This is a genomic window from Pseudomonas sp. GCEP-101 (assembly GCF_025133575.1).
GTDB lineage: Bacteria > Pseudomonadota > Gammaproteobacteria > Pseudomonadales > Pseudomonadaceae > Pseudomonas > Pseudomonas nitroreducens_B.
In genome coordinates this window covers 3,609,441-3,624,475 of record NZ_CP104011.1, presented here as the reverse complement: position 1 = coordinate 3,624,475, position 15,035 = coordinate 3,609,441, and the positions used below count along the sequence as shown (strand labels likewise).

The 15,035-nt window shown below is 66.4% G+C and carries 17 protein-coding genes; 8 read left to right on the top strand and 9 right to left on the bottom strand.

Features of this window, described 5'->3' with window-relative positions:
- Nucleotides 1–101: 101 nt before the first annotated feature.
- From N0B71_RS16700 to N0B71_RS16685, 4 genes are all read right to left on the bottom strand, one after another.
- The gene (locus N0B71_RS16700; RefSeq protein WP_259753746.1) at nucleotides 102–626 is read right to left on the bottom strand and encodes a DUF2937 family protein; all 525 of its coding nucleotides are present in this window, start codon (nucleotides 624–626) and stop codon (nucleotides 102–104) included.
- A gap of 90 nt (nucleotides 627–716) precedes the next feature.
- Complete coding sequence (locus N0B71_RS16695) at nucleotides 717–1,490, bottom strand: class II glutamine amidotransferase (RefSeq protein WP_259753744.1); 774 nt, start codon at nucleotides 1,488–1,490, stop codon at nucleotides 717–719.
- A 3-nt stretch (nucleotides 1,491–1,493) separates the two neighbouring features.
- Nucleotides 1,494–1,940 carry an HIT family protein gene (locus tag N0B71_RS16690; protein WP_259753742.1) on the bottom strand — a complete coding sequence of 149 codons (447 nt, stop codon included), beginning with the start codon at nucleotides 1,938–1,940 and terminating at the stop codon, nucleotides 1,494–1,496.
- 65 nt (nucleotides 1,941–2,005) lie between these two features.
- A complete protein-coding gene (locus tag N0B71_RS16685) occupies nucleotides 2,006–2,476 on the bottom strand; it encodes an MFS transporter (protein WP_259753741.1) in 471 nt (156 codons plus the stop codon).
- A gap of 102 nt (nucleotides 2,477–2,578) precedes the next feature.
- On the opposite strand from N0B71_RS16685, the gene N0B71_RS16680 reads away from it, so the two are divergent.
- Nucleotides 2,579–4,639 (top strand): S9 family peptidase, encoded by a 2,061-nt coding sequence (locus N0B71_RS16680; RefSeq protein ID WP_259753739.1) that lies wholly within the window; start codon nucleotides 2,579–2,581, stop codon nucleotides 4,637–4,639.
- The gene (locus tag N0B71_RS16675; RefSeq protein ID WP_259753737.1) at nucleotides 4,639–4,974 is read left to right on the top strand and encodes a CPCC family cysteine-rich protein; all 336 of its coding nucleotides are present in this window, start codon (nucleotides 4,639–4,641) and stop codon (nucleotides 4,972–4,974) included. The genes N0B71_RS16680 and N0B71_RS16675 overlap by 1 nt, the downstream gene beginning before the upstream one ends.
- Nucleotides 4,975–4,992: 18 nt before the next feature.
- Here N0B71_RS16675 and N0B71_RS16670 read toward each other — a convergent pair whose 3' ends face one another.
- On the bottom strand, nucleotides 4,993–5,442 hold the full coding sequence (locus N0B71_RS16670) for a YcgN family cysteine cluster protein (protein WP_259753735.1): 450 nt from the start codon (nucleotides 5,440–5,442) through the stop codon (nucleotides 4,993–4,995).
- A gap of 246 nt (nucleotides 5,443–5,688) precedes the next feature.
- Here N0B71_RS16670 and N0B71_RS16665 point away from each other — a divergent pair, with 246 nt between their 5' ends.
- Nucleotides 5,689–6,282 carry a nitroreductase family protein gene (locus N0B71_RS16665; RefSeq protein WP_259753733.1) on the top strand — a complete coding sequence of 198 codons (594 nt, stop codon included), beginning with the start codon at nucleotides 5,689–5,691 and terminating at the stop codon, nucleotides 6,280–6,282.
- Between the two features lie 211 nt (nucleotides 6,283–6,493).
- Here the strand turns inward: N0B71_RS16665 and N0B71_RS16660 are convergent, their stop codons facing one another.
- The 3 genes from N0B71_RS16660 to rnd form a co-directional block, all read right to left on the bottom strand.
- On the bottom strand, nucleotides 6,494–7,426 hold the full coding sequence (locus N0B71_RS16660) for a D-2-hydroxyacid dehydrogenase (RefSeq protein WP_259753730.1): 933 nt from the start codon (nucleotides 7,424–7,426) through the stop codon (nucleotides 6,494–6,496).
- Nucleotides 7,427–7,674: 248 nt separating this feature from the next.
- Nucleotides 7,675–7,968 carry a YcgL domain-containing protein gene (locus N0B71_RS16655; RefSeq protein WP_259753728.1) on the bottom strand — a complete coding sequence of 98 codons (294 nt, stop codon included), beginning with the start codon at nucleotides 7,966–7,968 and terminating at the stop codon, nucleotides 7,675–7,677.
- Nucleotides 7,969–7,984: 16 nt separating this feature from the next.
- Nucleotides 7,985–9,124 carry a ribonuclease D gene (gene rnd, locus N0B71_RS16650; RefSeq protein WP_259753726.1) on the bottom strand — a complete coding sequence of 380 codons (1,140 nt, stop codon included), beginning with the start codon at nucleotides 9,122–9,124 and terminating at the stop codon, nucleotides 7,985–7,987.
- A gap of 134 nt (nucleotides 9,125–9,258) precedes the next feature.
- Between rnd and N0B71_RS16645 the strand changes: the two genes are divergently transcribed.
- Nucleotides 9,259–10,320: an SMP-30/gluconolactonase/LRE family protein gene (locus N0B71_RS16645; protein ID WP_259753724.1), complete on the top strand. Its 1,062-nt coding sequence runs from the start codon at nucleotides 9,259–9,261 to the stop codon at nucleotides 10,318–10,320.
- A gap of 21 nt (nucleotides 10,321–10,341) precedes the next feature.
- Here the strand turns inward: N0B71_RS16645 and N0B71_RS16640 are convergent, their stop codons facing one another.
- A complete protein-coding gene (locus N0B71_RS16640; RefSeq protein WP_259753722.1) occupies nucleotides 10,342–11,136 on the bottom strand; it encodes a lysophospholipid acyltransferase family protein in 795 nt (264 codons plus the stop codon).
- Between the two features lie 80 nt (nucleotides 11,137–11,216).
- On the opposite strand from N0B71_RS16640, the gene N0B71_RS16635 reads away from it, so the two are divergent.
- From N0B71_RS16635 to N0B71_RS16620, 4 genes are all read left to right on the top strand, one after another.
- Nucleotides 11,217–12,071, top strand: a complete 855-nt coding sequence (locus N0B71_RS16635; RefSeq protein ID WP_259753720.1) for a sulfurtransferase — start codon at nucleotides 11,217–11,219, stop codon at nucleotides 12,069–12,071.
- Nucleotides 12,072–12,184: 113 nt separating this feature from the next.
- Nucleotides 12,185–12,838, top strand: a complete 654-nt coding sequence (locus tag N0B71_RS16630) for a tetratricopeptide repeat protein (RefSeq protein ID WP_259753718.1) — start codon at nucleotides 12,185–12,187, stop codon at nucleotides 12,836–12,838.
- A gap of 183 nt (nucleotides 12,839–13,021) precedes the next feature.
- The gene (locus N0B71_RS16625; protein WP_259753716.1) at nucleotides 13,022–13,501 is read left to right on the top strand and encodes a hypothetical protein; all 480 of its coding nucleotides are present in this window, start codon (nucleotides 13,022–13,024) and stop codon (nucleotides 13,499–13,501) included.
- A gap of 178 nt (nucleotides 13,502–13,679) precedes the next feature.
- Complete coding sequence (locus N0B71_RS16620; RefSeq protein ID WP_259753714.1) at nucleotides 13,680–14,969, top strand: outer membrane protein transport protein; 1,290 nt, start codon at nucleotides 13,680–13,682, stop codon at nucleotides 14,967–14,969.
- Nucleotides 14,970–15,035: the final 66 nt, after the last annotated feature.

The following is a 15,035-nucleotide window of genomic DNA, read 5'->3' as shown; positions in this document are numbered from 1 at the left end:
TCGTCCGCGATTGGCCCCCATCGCGCCGGATGTCATCGCGGACAAAGTCCGCTCCTACGCTGGCGGGTGTCAGTGCAGTGACCCTGCAGAAACCTCAGCGATCAGTTCCAATGCCGCCGCGACGCCCGGCGGTTATCCCCAAGCCCCACCAGCGCGGCCACCGAGGCCATCAGCACTTCGGCGATCCACGTCAGCAGCAGGCCGCCGGCCAGCGCCCAGCCGATGGCCTCGGGCTCCAGCACCACCTGGTAACGGTAGTTGGCGTAGGTTTCCTGCAGCAGCTCGTGGTTCGGCGCGGTCACCATGTGCAGGGCGCGCTGGTACCAGTTGCCCTGCAGGGCCTGCCATTCATTCTCGAACAACTGGGCGCGGCGGATCAGCCGCTCGATGTTGTCGGCGTCGCGCTGGAACACCGGGTCGGCGCTGCCACGGTAATGCGCCACCAGGGCATTCAGATCGCCCTTGAAGAATTGCCCGGACGTATCCTTGAACCCCTGCAATGCCTGGGTCGCCTCGATACGGTGGGCATCGACGCGTTGCGCGTAGTCCTTGATGAAGCCCGGAATCTGGACCGCGACCATCAACCCCAGTGCGAACAGCACCATGCGTACGTAGCTGCGCAGCATTGTTTCCCCCTTTCGTTCTTATGATGTGCAAGGCGCCCCGGCATTCTCCCGATTGCCGCCCCGGCGCACCGGGCATGCTTCACGTCCCGCTCAGATACGCCCCTGGGTGACGATCTCGCCCCGCCACCAGAGCATCCACTCGCCGCCTTGCATCAGGGTCCAGTTTTCATTGTCGGTCAGCGGCTCGGTGGCGATCACCGTGACCACGTCGTTGGGCGTGGTTTCCGACTGGAAGTCCACCGTCAGATCGGCATCGCGCAAGCGTGCCGGGCCGAACGGCGCACGGCGGGTGATCCAGGCCAGCTTGGTGCTGCAAAAGGTGAACAACCAGTCGCCATCGCTGAGCAGGCAGTTGAACACGCCCTTCTCGCGGTAGGAGGCGCACGCGGTGACCAGCGTTGGCAGCAGCACTTCCACCGGCACCGGCTCGGGGAAGGCGCGGCGCACGCGGTTGAGCAGGTCGCAGAAGGCCGCCTCGCTGTCGGTGTCGCCCACCGCGCGGTACAGGCCGGGCTCGGGGTGGAAGTCGGCGAGCTGGCCGTTGTGGGCGAAGGTCCAGTAGCGCCCGCCCATCTCGCGCACGAACGGGTGCGTGTTGGACAGGCAGACCTTGCCGACGTTGGCCTGGCGAATGTGGCCGATCACCGCCTCGCTCTTGATCGGATAGCGCTGCACGAGCCGCGCGACTTCCGAGTCGACGCTCGCCGAGGGGTCCTGGAACAGCCGCACGCCGCGCCCCTCATAGAAGGCGATGCCCCAGCCATCGCGGTGCGGGCCGGTGCCGCCGCCGCGTTGCATCAGCCCGGTGAAGCTGAAGACGATGTCCGTCGGGACGTTGGCGCTCATGCCGAGCAACTCGCACATGAATCAGTTCTCCTCCATCAGTGCTTCGCGCAGCTGATGCAGCTCGCGATCCAGGCGATTGTGCATCCTTTTGCGCCCCAGCGGCAGGAACCGCGTGACCGCGCGCAGCAGCAAGGCGGGCAGGTCGCTCAGCTCGCGGGGGATGAGGTGCAGGTGAAAATGGGCGACGTGCTGGTTGGCCGCAGGGCCATCATTGACCAGCAGGTTGATGCCGACCCGGCCGTAGCCGGCACGCCGCAGCACGCGCTGCATGCGTTCGGCCAGCGGGATCAGCCCCTGTTGCGCGTCCGGCGAAAGCTGGTGCAGGAAGGTCGCATGCTCGCGTGCCACCAGCAGCAGGTGCGCGGGGCGCAGCGGGTAGATGTCCAGCAGCACGATGAAATGATCGTCTTCGTAGAGGATACGGGCCGGCACGCGGCCGGCCGCGATGGCGCAGAACACGCAGTCCATGGGAACTCCTCGAGAGGCCGTTCAGTTCATGCTGGACGCGTGAGCAGCAGGACGCAAGGCCGGCGTCAGAGGCGCGGCTCGATCCGGGCGCGGTTGTCGCGCCGCTCGCTGGGGTGGGCATCCACGCCTTCCACCAGCTCCGGCTGCATCAGCTGGCGCAGGGTGGGTTCGTCTTCCGCTGCCTTGTCCTGGCGGCGCTTCTTCAACGAACGCTCCAGCGGCCAGCGCACCGCCACGAACAATAGGTACAGGCCGAACGCCGCCAGCAGCACCAGGGCCAGGTCGGAAACGGCGCGCCAGGCGTTGTTGCCCACCTTGAACACCACGTCCAGCGCGGTGATGGCGATGGCCGGGGCGTACAGGTTGTTCGCCGGGTCCACCGGGGTCGGGGTGAACAGCAGGACGATGACGATCACCCGCAGCGGCTCGCGCAGCCAGCGCCACATCCAGCCGGTCATCAGGAACCAGACCAGGGTCAGGCCAAGGCCGGCGGCGACATAGGCGCCCCAGGCAAACAGGTAATCGTGTTCGTTCATGCGCGTGCGTACGTGCGGTGTCGACAGAGGGGTGCGTATGATAGCTGCTTTTCCCCATGGGTGCGCAGCCAGGCGTCATCCATGCCGCCACCAGGAGCCGCCATGACCGACCGTCAGCCCCCCATCGCCCGCCGCGAAGCCGCCGCCGATCCGTATGCCTGGCTGGAAAACCGCGATTCAGAGGACGTCCTTGACTACCTGAAAGCAGAAAATGCCTACCTGGAAGATCGGCTTCTTCCTCAGACAGCGCTGCGCGAAACGCTCTTCCAGGAGATCAAGGGGCGTATCCGCGAGACCGACCTGTCGTTGCCCACGCCCTGGGGCCCCTGGCTCTACTACCAGCGCACCACCGCCGGCGACGAATACCCGCGCCACTACCGCAGCCCGCGCCCGGCCGATGGCTCGCTGACCGTCGAGGCAAGCGCCGAACAACTGCTGCTGGACCCGAACGAACTGGCGGGCGACGGCTTTCTGTCAGTTGGCGCCTTCAGCATCAGCCCCGATCATTCGAAGCTGGCCTACAGCCTGGATACCAGCGGCGACGAGATCTACACCCTCTATGTGAAGGAGCTGGCTGACGGCAGCGTCACCACCCTGCCCTTCGAGGACTGCGACGGCAGCCTGACCTGGGCCAACGACAACCGCACGTTGTTCTTCGGCGAGCTGGACGACACCCACCGCCCGCACAAGCTGTATCGCTACTGCCTGGGCGACAGTGATGCCCAACTGATCTTCGAGGAGCCGGACGGTCGTTTCTTTCTCAACTGCTACCGCGCCAGCTCCGAGCACCAACTGGTGCTGCTGCTCAACAGCAAGACCACCAGCGAGGCCTGGGTGCTGGACGCCAATACGCCCGAGGGCGAATTCGTCTGCCTGGCGTCGCGCGAGGAAGGCCATGAGTACTACCCGGACCACGGCCGTCTGAACGGCGACTGGGCCTGGCTGATCCGCAGCAACCAGACCGGCATCAACTTCGCGCTCTACCACGCCAGCGAAGCGCAGCCGACCCGCGAGCACTGGCACGAGCTGGTGGCGCACCGCGACGAGGTGATGCTCGAAGGCCTGACCCTGAGCGCCAGTGCCCTGACCCTGAGCCTGCGCGAAGGCGGCCTGCCGATCGTCGAGGTGCACCCGCACGGCCAACCGGCGCACCGCGTGGATTTGCCCGATGCTGCCTACAACCTCTACGTGCAGGACAGCCTGGAGTTCGACAGCCCGGTCATCCGCCTGCGCTACGAGGCGCTCAACCGACCGGCGCAGATTCGCCAGCTGGACCTTGCCAGCGGTGAGCAGAAGGTGCTCAAGCAGACGCCGGTGGAAGGCCCGTTCGACGCCGACGCCTACGAAAGCCGCCGCCTCTGGGCCGACGCTGCCGATGGCGTGCAGGTGCCGATCAGCCTGGTTGGCCGCCGCGACGTGCTCGAAGGCGTCGCCCGCGGCACGCCGGCGCCGCTCTATCTCTACGGCTATGGCGCGTACGGCGAGAGCCTCGACCCGTGGTTCTCCCACGCCCGCCTGAGCCTGCTGGAGCGCGGTTTCGTCTTCGCCATCGCCCACGTGCGCGGCGGCGGCGAGCTGGGCGAAGCCTGGTACCGCGCCGGCAAGCTGGAGCACAAGCAGAACACCTTCAGCGACTTCATCGCCTGCGCCGAGCACCTGCTCAAGCATGGCTACAGCACCCCGGCGCAGTTGGCCATCAGCGGCGGCAGCGCCGGCGGCCTGCTGATCGGCGCGGTACTCAACCAGCGCCCGCAGCTGTTCGCCGCGGCCATCGCCGAGGTGCCCTTCGTCGACGTGCTCAACAGCATGCTCAACCCCGACCTGCCGCTCACCGTCACCGAGTACGACGAGTGGGGCAACCCGCAGGAGCCGGAGGTCTACGAGCGCATCCGCGCCTACGCGCCCTACGAGAACGTCAGCGCCCAGGACTACCCCGCCCTGCTGGTGGTCGCCGGGTACAACGACAGCCGCGTGCAGTACTGGGAAGCGGCCAAGTGGGTAGCCAAGCTGCGGGTGAGCAAGACCGACAGCAACCTGCTGCTGCTCAAGACCGACCTGGGCGCCGGCCACGGCGGCATGAGCGGCCGCTACCAGGGCCTGAAGGACGTGGCGCTGGAGTACGCCTTCCTGCTCAAGGTACTGGGCATCGACGGCAACGCCTGATGCTCTATACCTGCCCCTGCTGCGGCTACTTCAGCTTCGGCGACCCTCCGGGGTCGTACGAAACCTGTGAAATATGCTTCTGGGAAGACGACCACCTGCAGCTCTGCTTCCCCGACGCGCGCGGCGGCGCCAACGCCGTGAGCCTGATCGAGGCGCAGGTCAACTTCGTGCAATGGGGCGCGTGCGAGCGACGCTTCCGCGCCCAGGTGCGCCCGGCGACCATCGATGACGAGAAGGACGAGCGCTGGTTCCCGCTGTGGGAAAAGCGCGTGGCGCTGCCGGACGCGGAGAAACCACTGTCCGGCGAAGAGGCCTGCTACTGGCTGCGCGACTGACGAATTCCGCCGGCAGGATCAGCCGGCGCGGAAGATCAGGTGCTCTTCCCAGTCGTCCTCGGGCACCGAGCCCTCGGCGAGCATGCGTCCGGACTGGGAAATCCGCTCGTGGTGCACCGCGTCCGGATCGCCGCAGACCAGGTGGTGCCACAGCGGCAGGTCCTTGCCTTCGGACACCAGACGGTAGCCGCAGGTCGGCGGCAGCCAGCGGAACTCGTCGGCCTGCGCCGGGGTGAGCTGGATGCAGTCGGGCACGCTGGCGCGGCGGTTGGCGTAGTCGGTGCAGCGGCAGGTCTTCAGGTCCAGCAGCTTGCAGGCGATGCGCGTGTAGTAGACGGTGCCGTCGTCCTCGTCTTCCAGCTTCTGCAGGCAGCACAGGCCGCAGCCGTCGCACAGCGACTCCCACTCGTCCTGATCGAGCTGGTCGAGGGTCTTGCGTTTCCAGAAGGGTTCGACTTTGGCGGCCATTTTTGCGTCAGGGGCGATTTCACGGGGCGCAAAGTCTAAGCCCGCCGCGCGCCCAGGCCAAGCGCAGGCGACCATTGACCGTGCCGCGCTTGCCAGAGCGAGCGGCGCTGGGTAGTTTGATCGGCCCACGGGTGCGGTCCGCCTGCCTTTTCCACAGTGCCGCGCGACCCGCCTTGCACCCGATCCCACCGCGATGCCCGGCCGACCACGGCACCATCGGCAGATTCCCCCCTTCAAGGAGCCACCATGAGCGCCAATCCTCGCGTTTCCGAGCACCCGATCGACCCGCAGTTCATCAATCGCTGGTCGCCCCGCGCCTTCAACGGCGAAGCCATTCCCCAGGAGACCCTGCTGAGCTTCATCGAGGCCGCGCGCTGGGCGCCGTCTTCGTTCAACTCGCAGCCCTGGCGCTTCCTCTTCGCCCTGCGCGACACGCCGAACTGGCAGCGTTACCTGAACCTGCTCGGCGAATTCAACCGCAGCTGGGCGCAGCATGCGTCGGCGCTGGTCGTCGTGCTGTCGAAGACCACCTTCGCCCCGCCCGGCTCCAGCGAAGAGAAGCCCGCCCTGTGGCACAGCTTCGACACCGGTTCCGCCTGGGGCTTCCTCGCCCTGCAGGCGAGCCTGGCCGGCTGGCACACCCACGGCATGGCCGGCTTCGACCGCGAACTGGCGCGCACCGAGCTGAAGGTCCCGGCGGACCATGAAATCCACGCGGTGATTGCCATCGGCAAGCTGGGCGACAAGGCGATCCTCTCCGAGAGCCTGCAGGCCCGCGAAATCCCCAACACCCGCCGCCCGCTGGCGGAGATCGTCGCCGAGGGCGATTTCTCGCTCTGACTGAACACGACTCCCTGTAGGAGCGGGCCATGCCCGCGATCGCGCGCATGGCGCGCTCCTGCAGGGCTACAGTGAGGCCGACCTAGAGGAGCGAGCTTGCTCGCGAACCGCTTGGCACCGTGCCGTGCAGGGTCGCGAGCAAGCTCGCTCCTACGAAAAGCGCTTCAACGAAAAAGGCCCCTTGCGGGGCCTTTTTCACGTCGGCGAGCGGTCAGTAGCCGCGGGCGAAATCCACTTCGCCGCGCATGGCCTGCCCCGCCCAGAAGCGCGTGAGGTTGTCGCGGAACAGGTCGATCAGCAGGCTCGGCAGCGTCGGCGCGGCGGTGTGCCCGGTGAGCAGCAGGCGCGGCGTATGCCAGAACGGGTGCGAAGCCGGCAGCGGCTCCTGGCGGCAGACGTCGATCACCGCGCCGGCCAGCTGGTTGGCTTCCAGCGCGGCGACCAGGTCCTCATCCACCACCGACGTGCCACGCCCGGCGTTGAGGAACAGCGCGGTGGGCTTCATCCGCTGGAACAGCGCGAGGTTGTAGATATCGGCAGTTTCCGGGGTATCAGGCAGCAGATTGATCACGTAGTCGGCCGTCTCGGCCAGGCGCGGCAGGTCATCCAGCCCACCCATGCGGCCGAAGGGCACCAGGGTGCGCGGGTTCTTCGCCACGCCGACGAGCTCCACGCCAAAGGGCGCCAGCATATGCGCCACCGCCTGGCCGATCTCGCCGGTGCCGACGATGAGGACATGCCGACCACTCAGGCTGCCCGGTGCGCGGTCGTCCCACTGCACGCCGACCTGGCTGGCGAGCCGGCCGAGGAACTGCCGCTCGTGGGCGAGCATGTAGGTGAGCAGGTATTCGGTCATGACCTGGCCGAAGATGCCGACGGCGCGGGTCAGGGCATAGTCCTTGGGCAGGTCGTCCGCCAGCAGCGGGGTGATGCCGGCCCAGCTGGACTGGATCCACACCGGGTGCACGCCCTGGCGCAGCAGTTGCGCGGCGAGGGTCGGCTCGCCGAGCCACACGGGGCACTCCGCGGCCGCTTCCAGCAGCTTGTCCGGATCGCTGCCGGAGATCACCGTCAGACGGGGTTCGGCCGCCATCAGCAGGGCGGCATACAGGGAATGTTCACGATCGAGTACGAGCAGGCGCATGGTCAGGCCTTTCGCTTCGAACGGTGGTGGGTATCCGGCTGGCGCATCTGGACTCGCTTCAAGGGAGCTTCCCTGGGGAAATCGTCATCAGTTCTAGGGAAGTCAGGCGGCTATAGACACAGCCAGAGACCAAGCGTTCCGCTCCGTTGAACCCTTTTTACCCCTGCATAATGCGCTCAGGCCGCGTATTTGCACAGTGCCAGCACTGGGCGATACGCGGCCTGAGGGGAATGACCAGGCAGTCCCGGTCAGACCGGGTCGTTGCGCCGCAGCAATTCCTCGGGCAGGTGCTGGATGTACTCCTCTTCCGCCGGCGGCATCTGCAGGTGGAAACCCTGCTTCTCGATGTTCTCCAGCACCACGTTGATGTCCTCGCGGGCCAGCTGGCGTTCCGGGCTCAGCACCAGGTCGAAGGTGTGTTGCGGCGCGCCGAACGCGGCGAGCAGCGCCTCGGGCACGCGGCTCAGGGCTTCGCGCTTGTCGACGTACAGGTACATCTCGTTCTTGCGCGGACTCTTGTAGATGGAGCAGATGCGTTTCATGGTCTGATTTTCCGCGTTATTCGGCAGTGGGGGCAGCCAGGCTGTCCAGCAGGGCCTGCCCCATCAGCTCGCGGCGCCAGCCTTGCAGCGAATCGGGCAGGTGGTAGGGGCCGTTGGGCCAGCCGGTCTTGAGCAGGGCTTCGAGAATCTTCTTGCGCAACATCAGTTCGGGCGCCATTTCCAGGCGCTCGGCCTGCTTCTGGCCGACTTCGCGCAGCTTCTTCAGCACCGGCGTGACTTCGCGCGGCAGCGGCTCGGGCAGGGTCTGCGGCCAGGCGGACTCGGGCAGTTTCGCCGCGTGGGCGATCAGCGCGATCAGGGTATCGCCGTCCTGGCGCACGGTGCGCGGGTGCATGTCATCGATGCGGGCCAGGGCGACCTTGTCGCTGGGCTGGAAGCGCGCCAGCGGCCACAGGGTGTGCTCGCGCAGAATGTGGTTGCGCGGCTTGTTGCGCAGGCGCGCCTGTTCCTCGCGCCAGACGCACAACTCCCGCAGCACGGCCAGTTGCTGGCGGTCCAGCTTCCACGCCAGCTTGACGTCGAGGTAGGCCTCCTGCGGGTCGCTGACGCGGTTCTGGTTAAGGGTCAGGTCGGTGCCGTCGGCCAGCAGCCACTGCAGCTTCTCGTCGCTCAGGCGCGGTGCTAGCTTCACGTAGACCTCGGCCAGGTGCTGCACGTCCTCGGCGGCGTAGCGCACCTGCATGTCGGTCAGCGGGCGCTGCAGCCAGTCGGAGCGGGTTTCGTCCTTGGGCAGGTCGAGGCCGAGGATTTCCAGCACCAGCCGGGAGTACCCCATGGAATGCGGCATGCCCAGGTAGGCGGCGGCCAGCTGGGTGTCGAACAGCGGCTGCGGCAGGCTGCCGGTCAGGCGCTGGAAGACTTCCAGGTCCTCGCCGCAGGCGTGGAACACCTTCACCACCAGCGGCGATTCCAGCACCGCGGCGAACGGCGACCAGTCGCGGATCAGCAGCGGGTCGATCAGCCACACGCCACTGCCGTCGCCCACCTGCACCAGCCCGGCGGCCGGATAGAAGGTATCGACACGCATGAACTCGGTATCGAGCGCGAGGTACGGCAGTTCTTTCCAATCCTGGCACTTGCGCTCCAGGGTGGCATCGTCGCGAATCCACTGTATGTCGAGGACGGTCACGAACATCTCCTTCGTTTCGGTGCGCGCATTATATAGAGATGCTGGATGTGCGAGCATTCCACTCGGCCATCGGTCTGTGATGACTGCATGGCAACTTCTACGCTTTGCCCCGCCCACAACGACAAGAAGGCAGCTTGCGCATGAAAAAACTCCTCGGACTGGTCGTCCTGCTGGTCGTAGCCCTCGCGGTCTACCTGGCGCTCACGCCCAGCCCCATCGACCCGCTGGCCTGGACGCCGCCCAAGGCGCCGGCGATGACCGGCGTACTGGAACCCAACGACACGCTGATGAAGGCCGAACTGCTCGCCCAGGGCCAGATCGTCGGCCCCGAAGACACCGCCGTGGACAGCCAGGGCCGCGTGTTCGCCGGGCTGGATGACGGGCGCATCGTGCGCATCGGCGCCGAGGGCAAGGCCGAAACCTTCGCCCAGACCGGCGGCCGCCCGCTGGGGCTGGCGTTCGACAAGAGCGGTAATCTCATCGTCGCCGACGCCTGGAAGGGGCTGCTGGAGATCAACCCGCAAGGCAAGATTCGCGTGCTGACCGATTCGGCTGACGGAATCCCCTTCGCCTTCACCGATGACCTGGACATTGCCAGCGACGGCCGCATCTATTTCAGCGACGCTTCCAGCCGTTTCCACCAGCCGGACTACATCCTCGATCTGCTCGAGGCCCGTCCCCATGGCCGCCTGCTGCGTTACGACCCGGCCACCGGCAAGACCGAGACGCTGCTCAAGGATTTGTATTTCGCCAATGGCGTGGCGCTGTCGCAGCACGAGGACTTCGTGCTGGTCAACGAGACCTACCGCTACCGCATCACCCGCTACTGGCTCACCGGCGACAAGGCCGGGCAACATGACGTGTTCGTCGACAACCTGCCGGGCCTGCCGGACAACCTCGCCGGCGATCGCAGCGGTACGTTCTGGGTCGCCCTGCCCTCACCGCGCAAGGCGGATGCCGATGTGATCCAGCAGATGCCCTGGCTGAAGCGCCAGCTCACCAAGCTGCCGCGCGCCGTGCTGCCCAAGCCGGTGCCCTACGGGCTGGTGATCCAGGTGAACGAGCACGGCGAGATCGTGCGCAGCCTGCACGACACCAGCGGCCAGCACCTGCGCATGGTGACGTCGGCCAAGCCGGTGAACGGCGTGCTGTACCTGGGCAGTCTGGAGAACGACCGCATCGGCCGGCTAAACATCCGCTGAAGGCTCCCACTGCACTGACGCTCAGGCCGGCGCCTGCTCCTTCAGGGCGGGTGCCGGCGCGGGCGCGGCGGAGGGCTCCAGCAGTTCCTGCATGCGCTGGCGTACCTCGCTCATCAGCGCATCGATGCCCCGCTCGGTGAATGCGGTGGAGTCGATCGGCGCGCCGACATGCACTTCCACCGGCGTGCCGATGTTCAGCTTCAGGCCCCCGGCCGGCAGCAGCTGCTGGATGCCGCGGATCGCCACCGGCACGATGATCGCGTCGGTCTGCTGGGCCAGGCGGAAGCAGCCCTTCTTGAACGGCTGCAGCTTGCCATCCCGCGAGCGCGTGCCCTCGGGCGCCGCCCACAGCACGATGCCGCTTTCCATCATCTCGCGCGCCTTAGCCAGGTCGGCCATAGCCTGGTGGCGGTTGTGCCGGTCGATGGAGGGAAACTCCGCCGCGCGCATCGCCGCGCCCCACACCGGCACGGCGAACAACTCGCGCTTGGCCAGCATGCGGATCGAACCGGGCAGGGTCACGAAGATCGCCGGGATGTCGTAGAAGCTCGAATGGGTGCACAGGATCATGTAGCGGCGGCCATCGCCGAAGTCGGGCACCTCGCCATGACGGCTCAGGCGCGCGCCGGTCAGGCGCAGCAGGCTGCCGGACCAGTCGCGGGTGAAGCCGTCGACCTTGCTGCGGCGCAGTCGGCCGACAGCGCCCAGCGCGAGGACCCGCACGCTGTAGCCCAGGGTGATCAGAACGGTCGCCAGGCCCACCAGGGCGACGCGCAGCGGGCCGGCCTTGCGCGGCACCGATTGCTGGTTGTGCATGTTCGCCAACTCCCCACCAACTTTTCATCGTACAAGCCTTATGATGCGCCAAAGCCTTGTCACGACACAGGAACGCGCCCATGACCCACGCCCGCCTGCTCACCCCCGAGCAACTGGCCGCCCGCCTCGATGACCCGAACCTGGTTCTGCTCGACTGCCGCTTCGCCCTCGAAGATCCGGCCTATGGCGCGCGCAGTTACCAGGAAAACCATATCCCCGGCGCGCATTTCGCCGACCTCAACCGCGACCTTTCCTCGTCCGTCATCCCCGGCGTCACCGGCCGCCACCCGCTGCCCGATCCGCAGCATCTGCAGGAACACCTGCGCGCCTGGGGGCTCAACGCCGACAGCGAAGTGGTGCTGTACGACGACGGCCCCGGCGCCTTCGCCGCCCGCGCCTGGTGGCTGCTGCTGTGGCTGGGCAAGCGCGAGGGCGTCTACCTGCTCGATGGCGGCCTGACCGCCTGGCGCAACGCCGGCCTGCGCCTGACCACCGCCGAATCGCCACTGCGCCCCGGCGATTTCACCGGCGAGCCGGACAACAGCCTGCTGATCAGCGCCAACGAACTGGCCGCGAAACTGGGCGACGCCGGGCTCCCGCTGATCGACGCCCGCGGCCTGCCGCGCTTTCGTGGCGAGATCGAACCCATCGACCCGGTCGCCGGGCACATCCCTGGCGCCCAGTGCGCAGCCTTCACCGACAACCTCGGCAGCGACGGCCGCTTCCTGCGCCCGGAACACCTGCACCAGCGCTTTGCCGCCCTGCTGCGCGGCCGCCCCGCCGAGGACCTGGTGGCCTACTGCGGCTCCGGCGTCACCGCCTGCCACAACCTGTTCGCCCTGAGCCTGGCCGGTTACCCGCTGGGCCGCCTGTATGCCGGCTCCTGGAGCGAATGGATCACCGACGCCCGGCGTCCGGTGGCCAAGGGCGACTGATCGCCGCCTCGTACGTCAAAACGCAAGGCGCTTCACACCGGCGCCTTGCGTTCCTATGGATAGGTGTTCGGGCATCGGTCAGACTCATGCCCATTTTTCAAAGGAGTGATCCCATGCCCTCGCGCATCCGCCAAACCCTGCTCGCCAGCCTGCTGCTGGGCCTGTGCAGCACCCTCACCGCCCACGCGACCGAACTGGAAGCGACCCCCTGCGCCATCCAGGACGAGTGGTCCGACCTCTATGGCGAAGACCTGGTGAAGGCCGCCAAGGCCGGCCACGCCAGCGCCCAGTACACGCTCGGCCTGGAATACGACTCGGGCAGCGACGAGTACGACCAGGACTACGAGAAAGCCGCCTACTGGTACGAGAAGGCCGCCCAGCAGGGCCACGCCTGCGCCCAGTACAACCTCGGCAATGCCTACGACAACGGCGACGGCGTCGAGCAGGACTCGGCCAAGGCGGTGTACTGGTACCAGAAGGCAGTCGATCAGGGCGACAAGGACGCGCAGTTCAACCTGGCGATCATGTACGAGAACGGCACCGGCGTGACCCGCAGCTACAAGAAGGCCTTCGCCCTGTACCTGCTGTCGGCCCAGCAGGGCGATGTGGACGCCGAGTTCGAAGTCGCCGAGAGCTACGCCAAGGGCCGCGGCGTGGCGAAGAACCCGGCGCAAGCCCGGGCGTGGTACCAGAAGGCCGCTGACCAGGGCCACGAGGAAGCCGCGGAAAAGCTCGCTGCGATGCCGGAGTTAGCCCCAAGCATCTAATCGCCAGAAGGAATATGAAGGGTTTCTGCACCGACGAAACAATTTAAAAACAGTCCTTTACATCATCTTCATCGCACTACACTTCAAATCGAGCGGCTAAGTCCGCTTCCGGCGGGGCCGAGGATAATCATCAGAAGCTGCCAAGACGCCCAGCCCCGCCGGTCATTGATGACGAGGGATGTCATGGGAATCGCCGCGAATGATCTCTGCCAGTATGTGATCCGCCCCACCCTGCATTACCTGGGGCGTCACAGCATCGCGGCCGAATCGCTGCTGCTGGGGGCAGCGGCCTGTCAGTCGGCGCTGGGGAGCGCCCTCGATGACAGCCATGGCCACGGGCTGTATCGCATTGGCGAACAACGCCACCAGATGCTCTGGGATGGATTCCTGGCACTGGACCCGGAGCTGGCCAGCCGTGTGCGTGGGCTGGCCAGCCAGCATGCGTTTCTCGATGCGCCGCACCTGGAGCTGACCGTCAACCTGCGCTACAGCACCGCCATCGCCTGGATGCTGGTGGAGGCGGAGCGCCTTCCCCTGCCCCTGGCCGATGACCCCATGGAGCTGGCCCGCGTCTGGCGCCAGGTCTTCCATCCCCATGGCCGGCTTCACGATTTCGTCGACGCCTGGCACAGCTACGTCGGAAATTTCAGTCGAGTCGCGTAGGACTTTTTAACGTGACCAGTCGGTCAGAAATTATTTACATACAGCGACGAACGGCCATCATTCAGATGGAACGCTTGTTTGAGCCCGAAAGCCCAAGGTAGAGCGCCTGCCCACCACTACCCAAGACCCGGGAATCTTGGTAGCTTGCGCGCCGATAAACACAGGAGTTGCTCTTACAATGAAAACAACATGGCTCAAGACTACCCTCGCACTGACCATCAGCGCTGCCTCCGCTCAGGTGCTTGCCAACGGCATCGCCATCAACGAGCAGAGCGCCAGCGGCGCCGGTACCGCCTACGCGGGCCGCGCTTCTTCGGCATTGGACGCCAGCACCATCTACGGCAACCCTGCCGGCATTTCCAAGCTCAAGCGAACTGAAGTCAGCGGCGGTCTGGCCGTGGTCTCCGCCAAGGATGACATCAGCGACGCCCACAGCACTGCCACGGGCTCCAACAAGGGCGACTCCGTCCCGGTAGCCGCCGTTCCGTTCGGCTACTTCGCCACCCCGCTGGACGACAAGGTCAGCGTCGGCCTGGGCGTGTACGTGCCCTACGGCATCATCAACGACTACGAAAGTGGCTTCCAGGGCCGTTCCCACGGTTCCTACAGCAAGGTCCAGGTGATCACCGTCCAGCCGACCATCAGCTACAAGTTCAACGACGTGGTGGCTGTCGGCTTCGGTCCGACCATCAACCGCATCGACGGCAAGCTGGAAAACTACCTGGCCACCGGCGCGCTGAACGGCGCCCTGGGCGGCAACGGCGACGACACCAAGATCAGCATCAAGGGCGACGACACTGCCGCCGGCTTCAACGTCGGCGTGCTGGTCACCCCGACCGAGAGCACCTCCATCGGCGCCACCTACCACTCCAAGGTGAAGTACGAGCTCAAGGGCCACACCACCGTGTCCAACTCGCCGGCCGGCCTGTTCGACTCGCGCATGGATGCCAGCCTGGACATCACCCTGCCGGAGTCGCTGGACCTCTCCATCACCCAGAAGCTGGATGACCGCTGGACCGTCTACGGTGGCACCACCTGGACGCGCTGGAGCCGCTTGAAGAGCATTGAAGTGCAGAACACCGGCGCCCCGCTGGCCGCCTTCGACACCATCGGCGAAGACCTGAGCTGGCATGACACCTGGTCCGCCGCCATCGGTACTTCCTACCAGCTGGACCAGCAGTGGGTCCTGCGTACCGGCTTCGCCTACGATCCGTCGCCGACCACCAACGAGCACCGCAACGTGCGCATCCCGGTGGGCGATCGCAAGATCTTCACCCTGGGCGCCGGCTACTCGCCCAACGCCGACATGACCTTCGACTTCGCCTACGCCTACCTGTGGGAGTCCACTGCCGGCGTCAACCAGCCTGACGGCGAGCGTCTGGCCGGTGTCAACCTGCAGCCGGCCTACAGCGCCAAGTACGACAACAGCGCCCATGGCCTGACCGCGCAGATGACCTATCGCTTCTGATAGCGTCTGCGTCACGAAAAAGCCGGGCTGACGCCCGGCTTTTTCTTGCCCGCGATTCGGGGCCCC

Coding starts and splice junctions, on each gene's coding strand:
- N0B71_RS16620 (WP_259753714.1), top strand. CDS start 13,680: ATGAAAACAACATGGCTCAAGACTACCCTCGCACTGACCATCAGCGCT.
- N0B71_RS16645 (WP_259753724.1), top strand. CDS start 9,259: ATGAAAAAACTCCTCGGACTGGTCGTCCTGCTGGTCGTAGCCCTCGCG.
- N0B71_RS16625 (WP_259753716.1), top strand. CDS start 13,022: ATGGGAATCGCCGCGAATGATCTCTGCCAGTATGTGATCCGCCCCACC.
- N0B71_RS16630 (WP_259753718.1), top strand. CDS start 12,185: ATGCCCTCGCGCATCCGCCAAACCCTGCTCGCCAGCCTGCTGCTGGGC.
- N0B71_RS16690 (WP_259753742.1), bottom strand. CDS start 1,940: ATGGACTGCGTGTTCTGCGCCATCGCGGCCGGCCGCGTGCCGGCCCGT.
- N0B71_RS16670 (WP_259753735.1), bottom strand. CDS start 5,442: ATGGCCGCCAAAGTCGAACCCTTCTGGAAACGCAAGACCCTCGACCAG.
- N0B71_RS16700 (WP_259753746.1), bottom strand. CDS start 626: ATGCTGCGCAGCTACGTACGCATGGTGCTGTTCGCACTGGGGTTGATG.
- N0B71_RS16655 (WP_259753728.1), bottom strand. CDS start 7,968: ATGAAACGCATCTGCTCCATCTACAAGAGTCCGCGCAAGAACGAGATG.
- N0B71_RS16685 (WP_259753741.1), bottom strand. CDS start 2,476: ATGAACGAACACGATTACCTGTTTGCCTGGGGCGCCTATGTCGCCGCC.
- N0B71_RS16695 (WP_259753744.1), bottom strand. CDS start 1,490: ATGTGCGAGTTGCTCGGCATGAGCGCCAACGTCCCGACGGACATCGTC.
- N0B71_RS16675 (WP_259753737.1), top strand. CDS start 4,639: ATGCTCTATACCTGCCCCTGCTGCGGCTACTTCAGCTTCGGCGACCCT.
- N0B71_RS16680 (WP_259753739.1), top strand. CDS start 2,579: ATGACCGACCGTCAGCCCCCCATCGCCCGCCGCGAAGCCGCCGCCGAT.
- N0B71_RS16660 (WP_259753730.1), bottom strand. CDS start 7,426: ATGCGCCTGCTCGTACTCGATCGTGAACATTCCCTGTATGCCGCCCTG.
- rnd (WP_259753726.1), bottom strand. CDS start 9,124: ATGTTCGTGACCGTCCTCGACATACAGTGGATTCGCGACGATGCCACC.
- N0B71_RS16640 (WP_259753722.1), bottom strand. CDS start 11,136: ATGCACAACCAGCAATCGGTGCCGCGCAAGGCCGGCCCGCTGCGCGTC.
- N0B71_RS16665 (WP_259753733.1), top strand. CDS start 5,689: ATGAGCGCCAATCCTCGCGTTTCCGAGCACCCGATCGACCCGCAGTTC.
- N0B71_RS16635 (WP_259753720.1), top strand. CDS start 11,217: ATGACCCACGCCCGCCTGCTCACCCCCGAGCAACTGGCCGCCCGCCTC.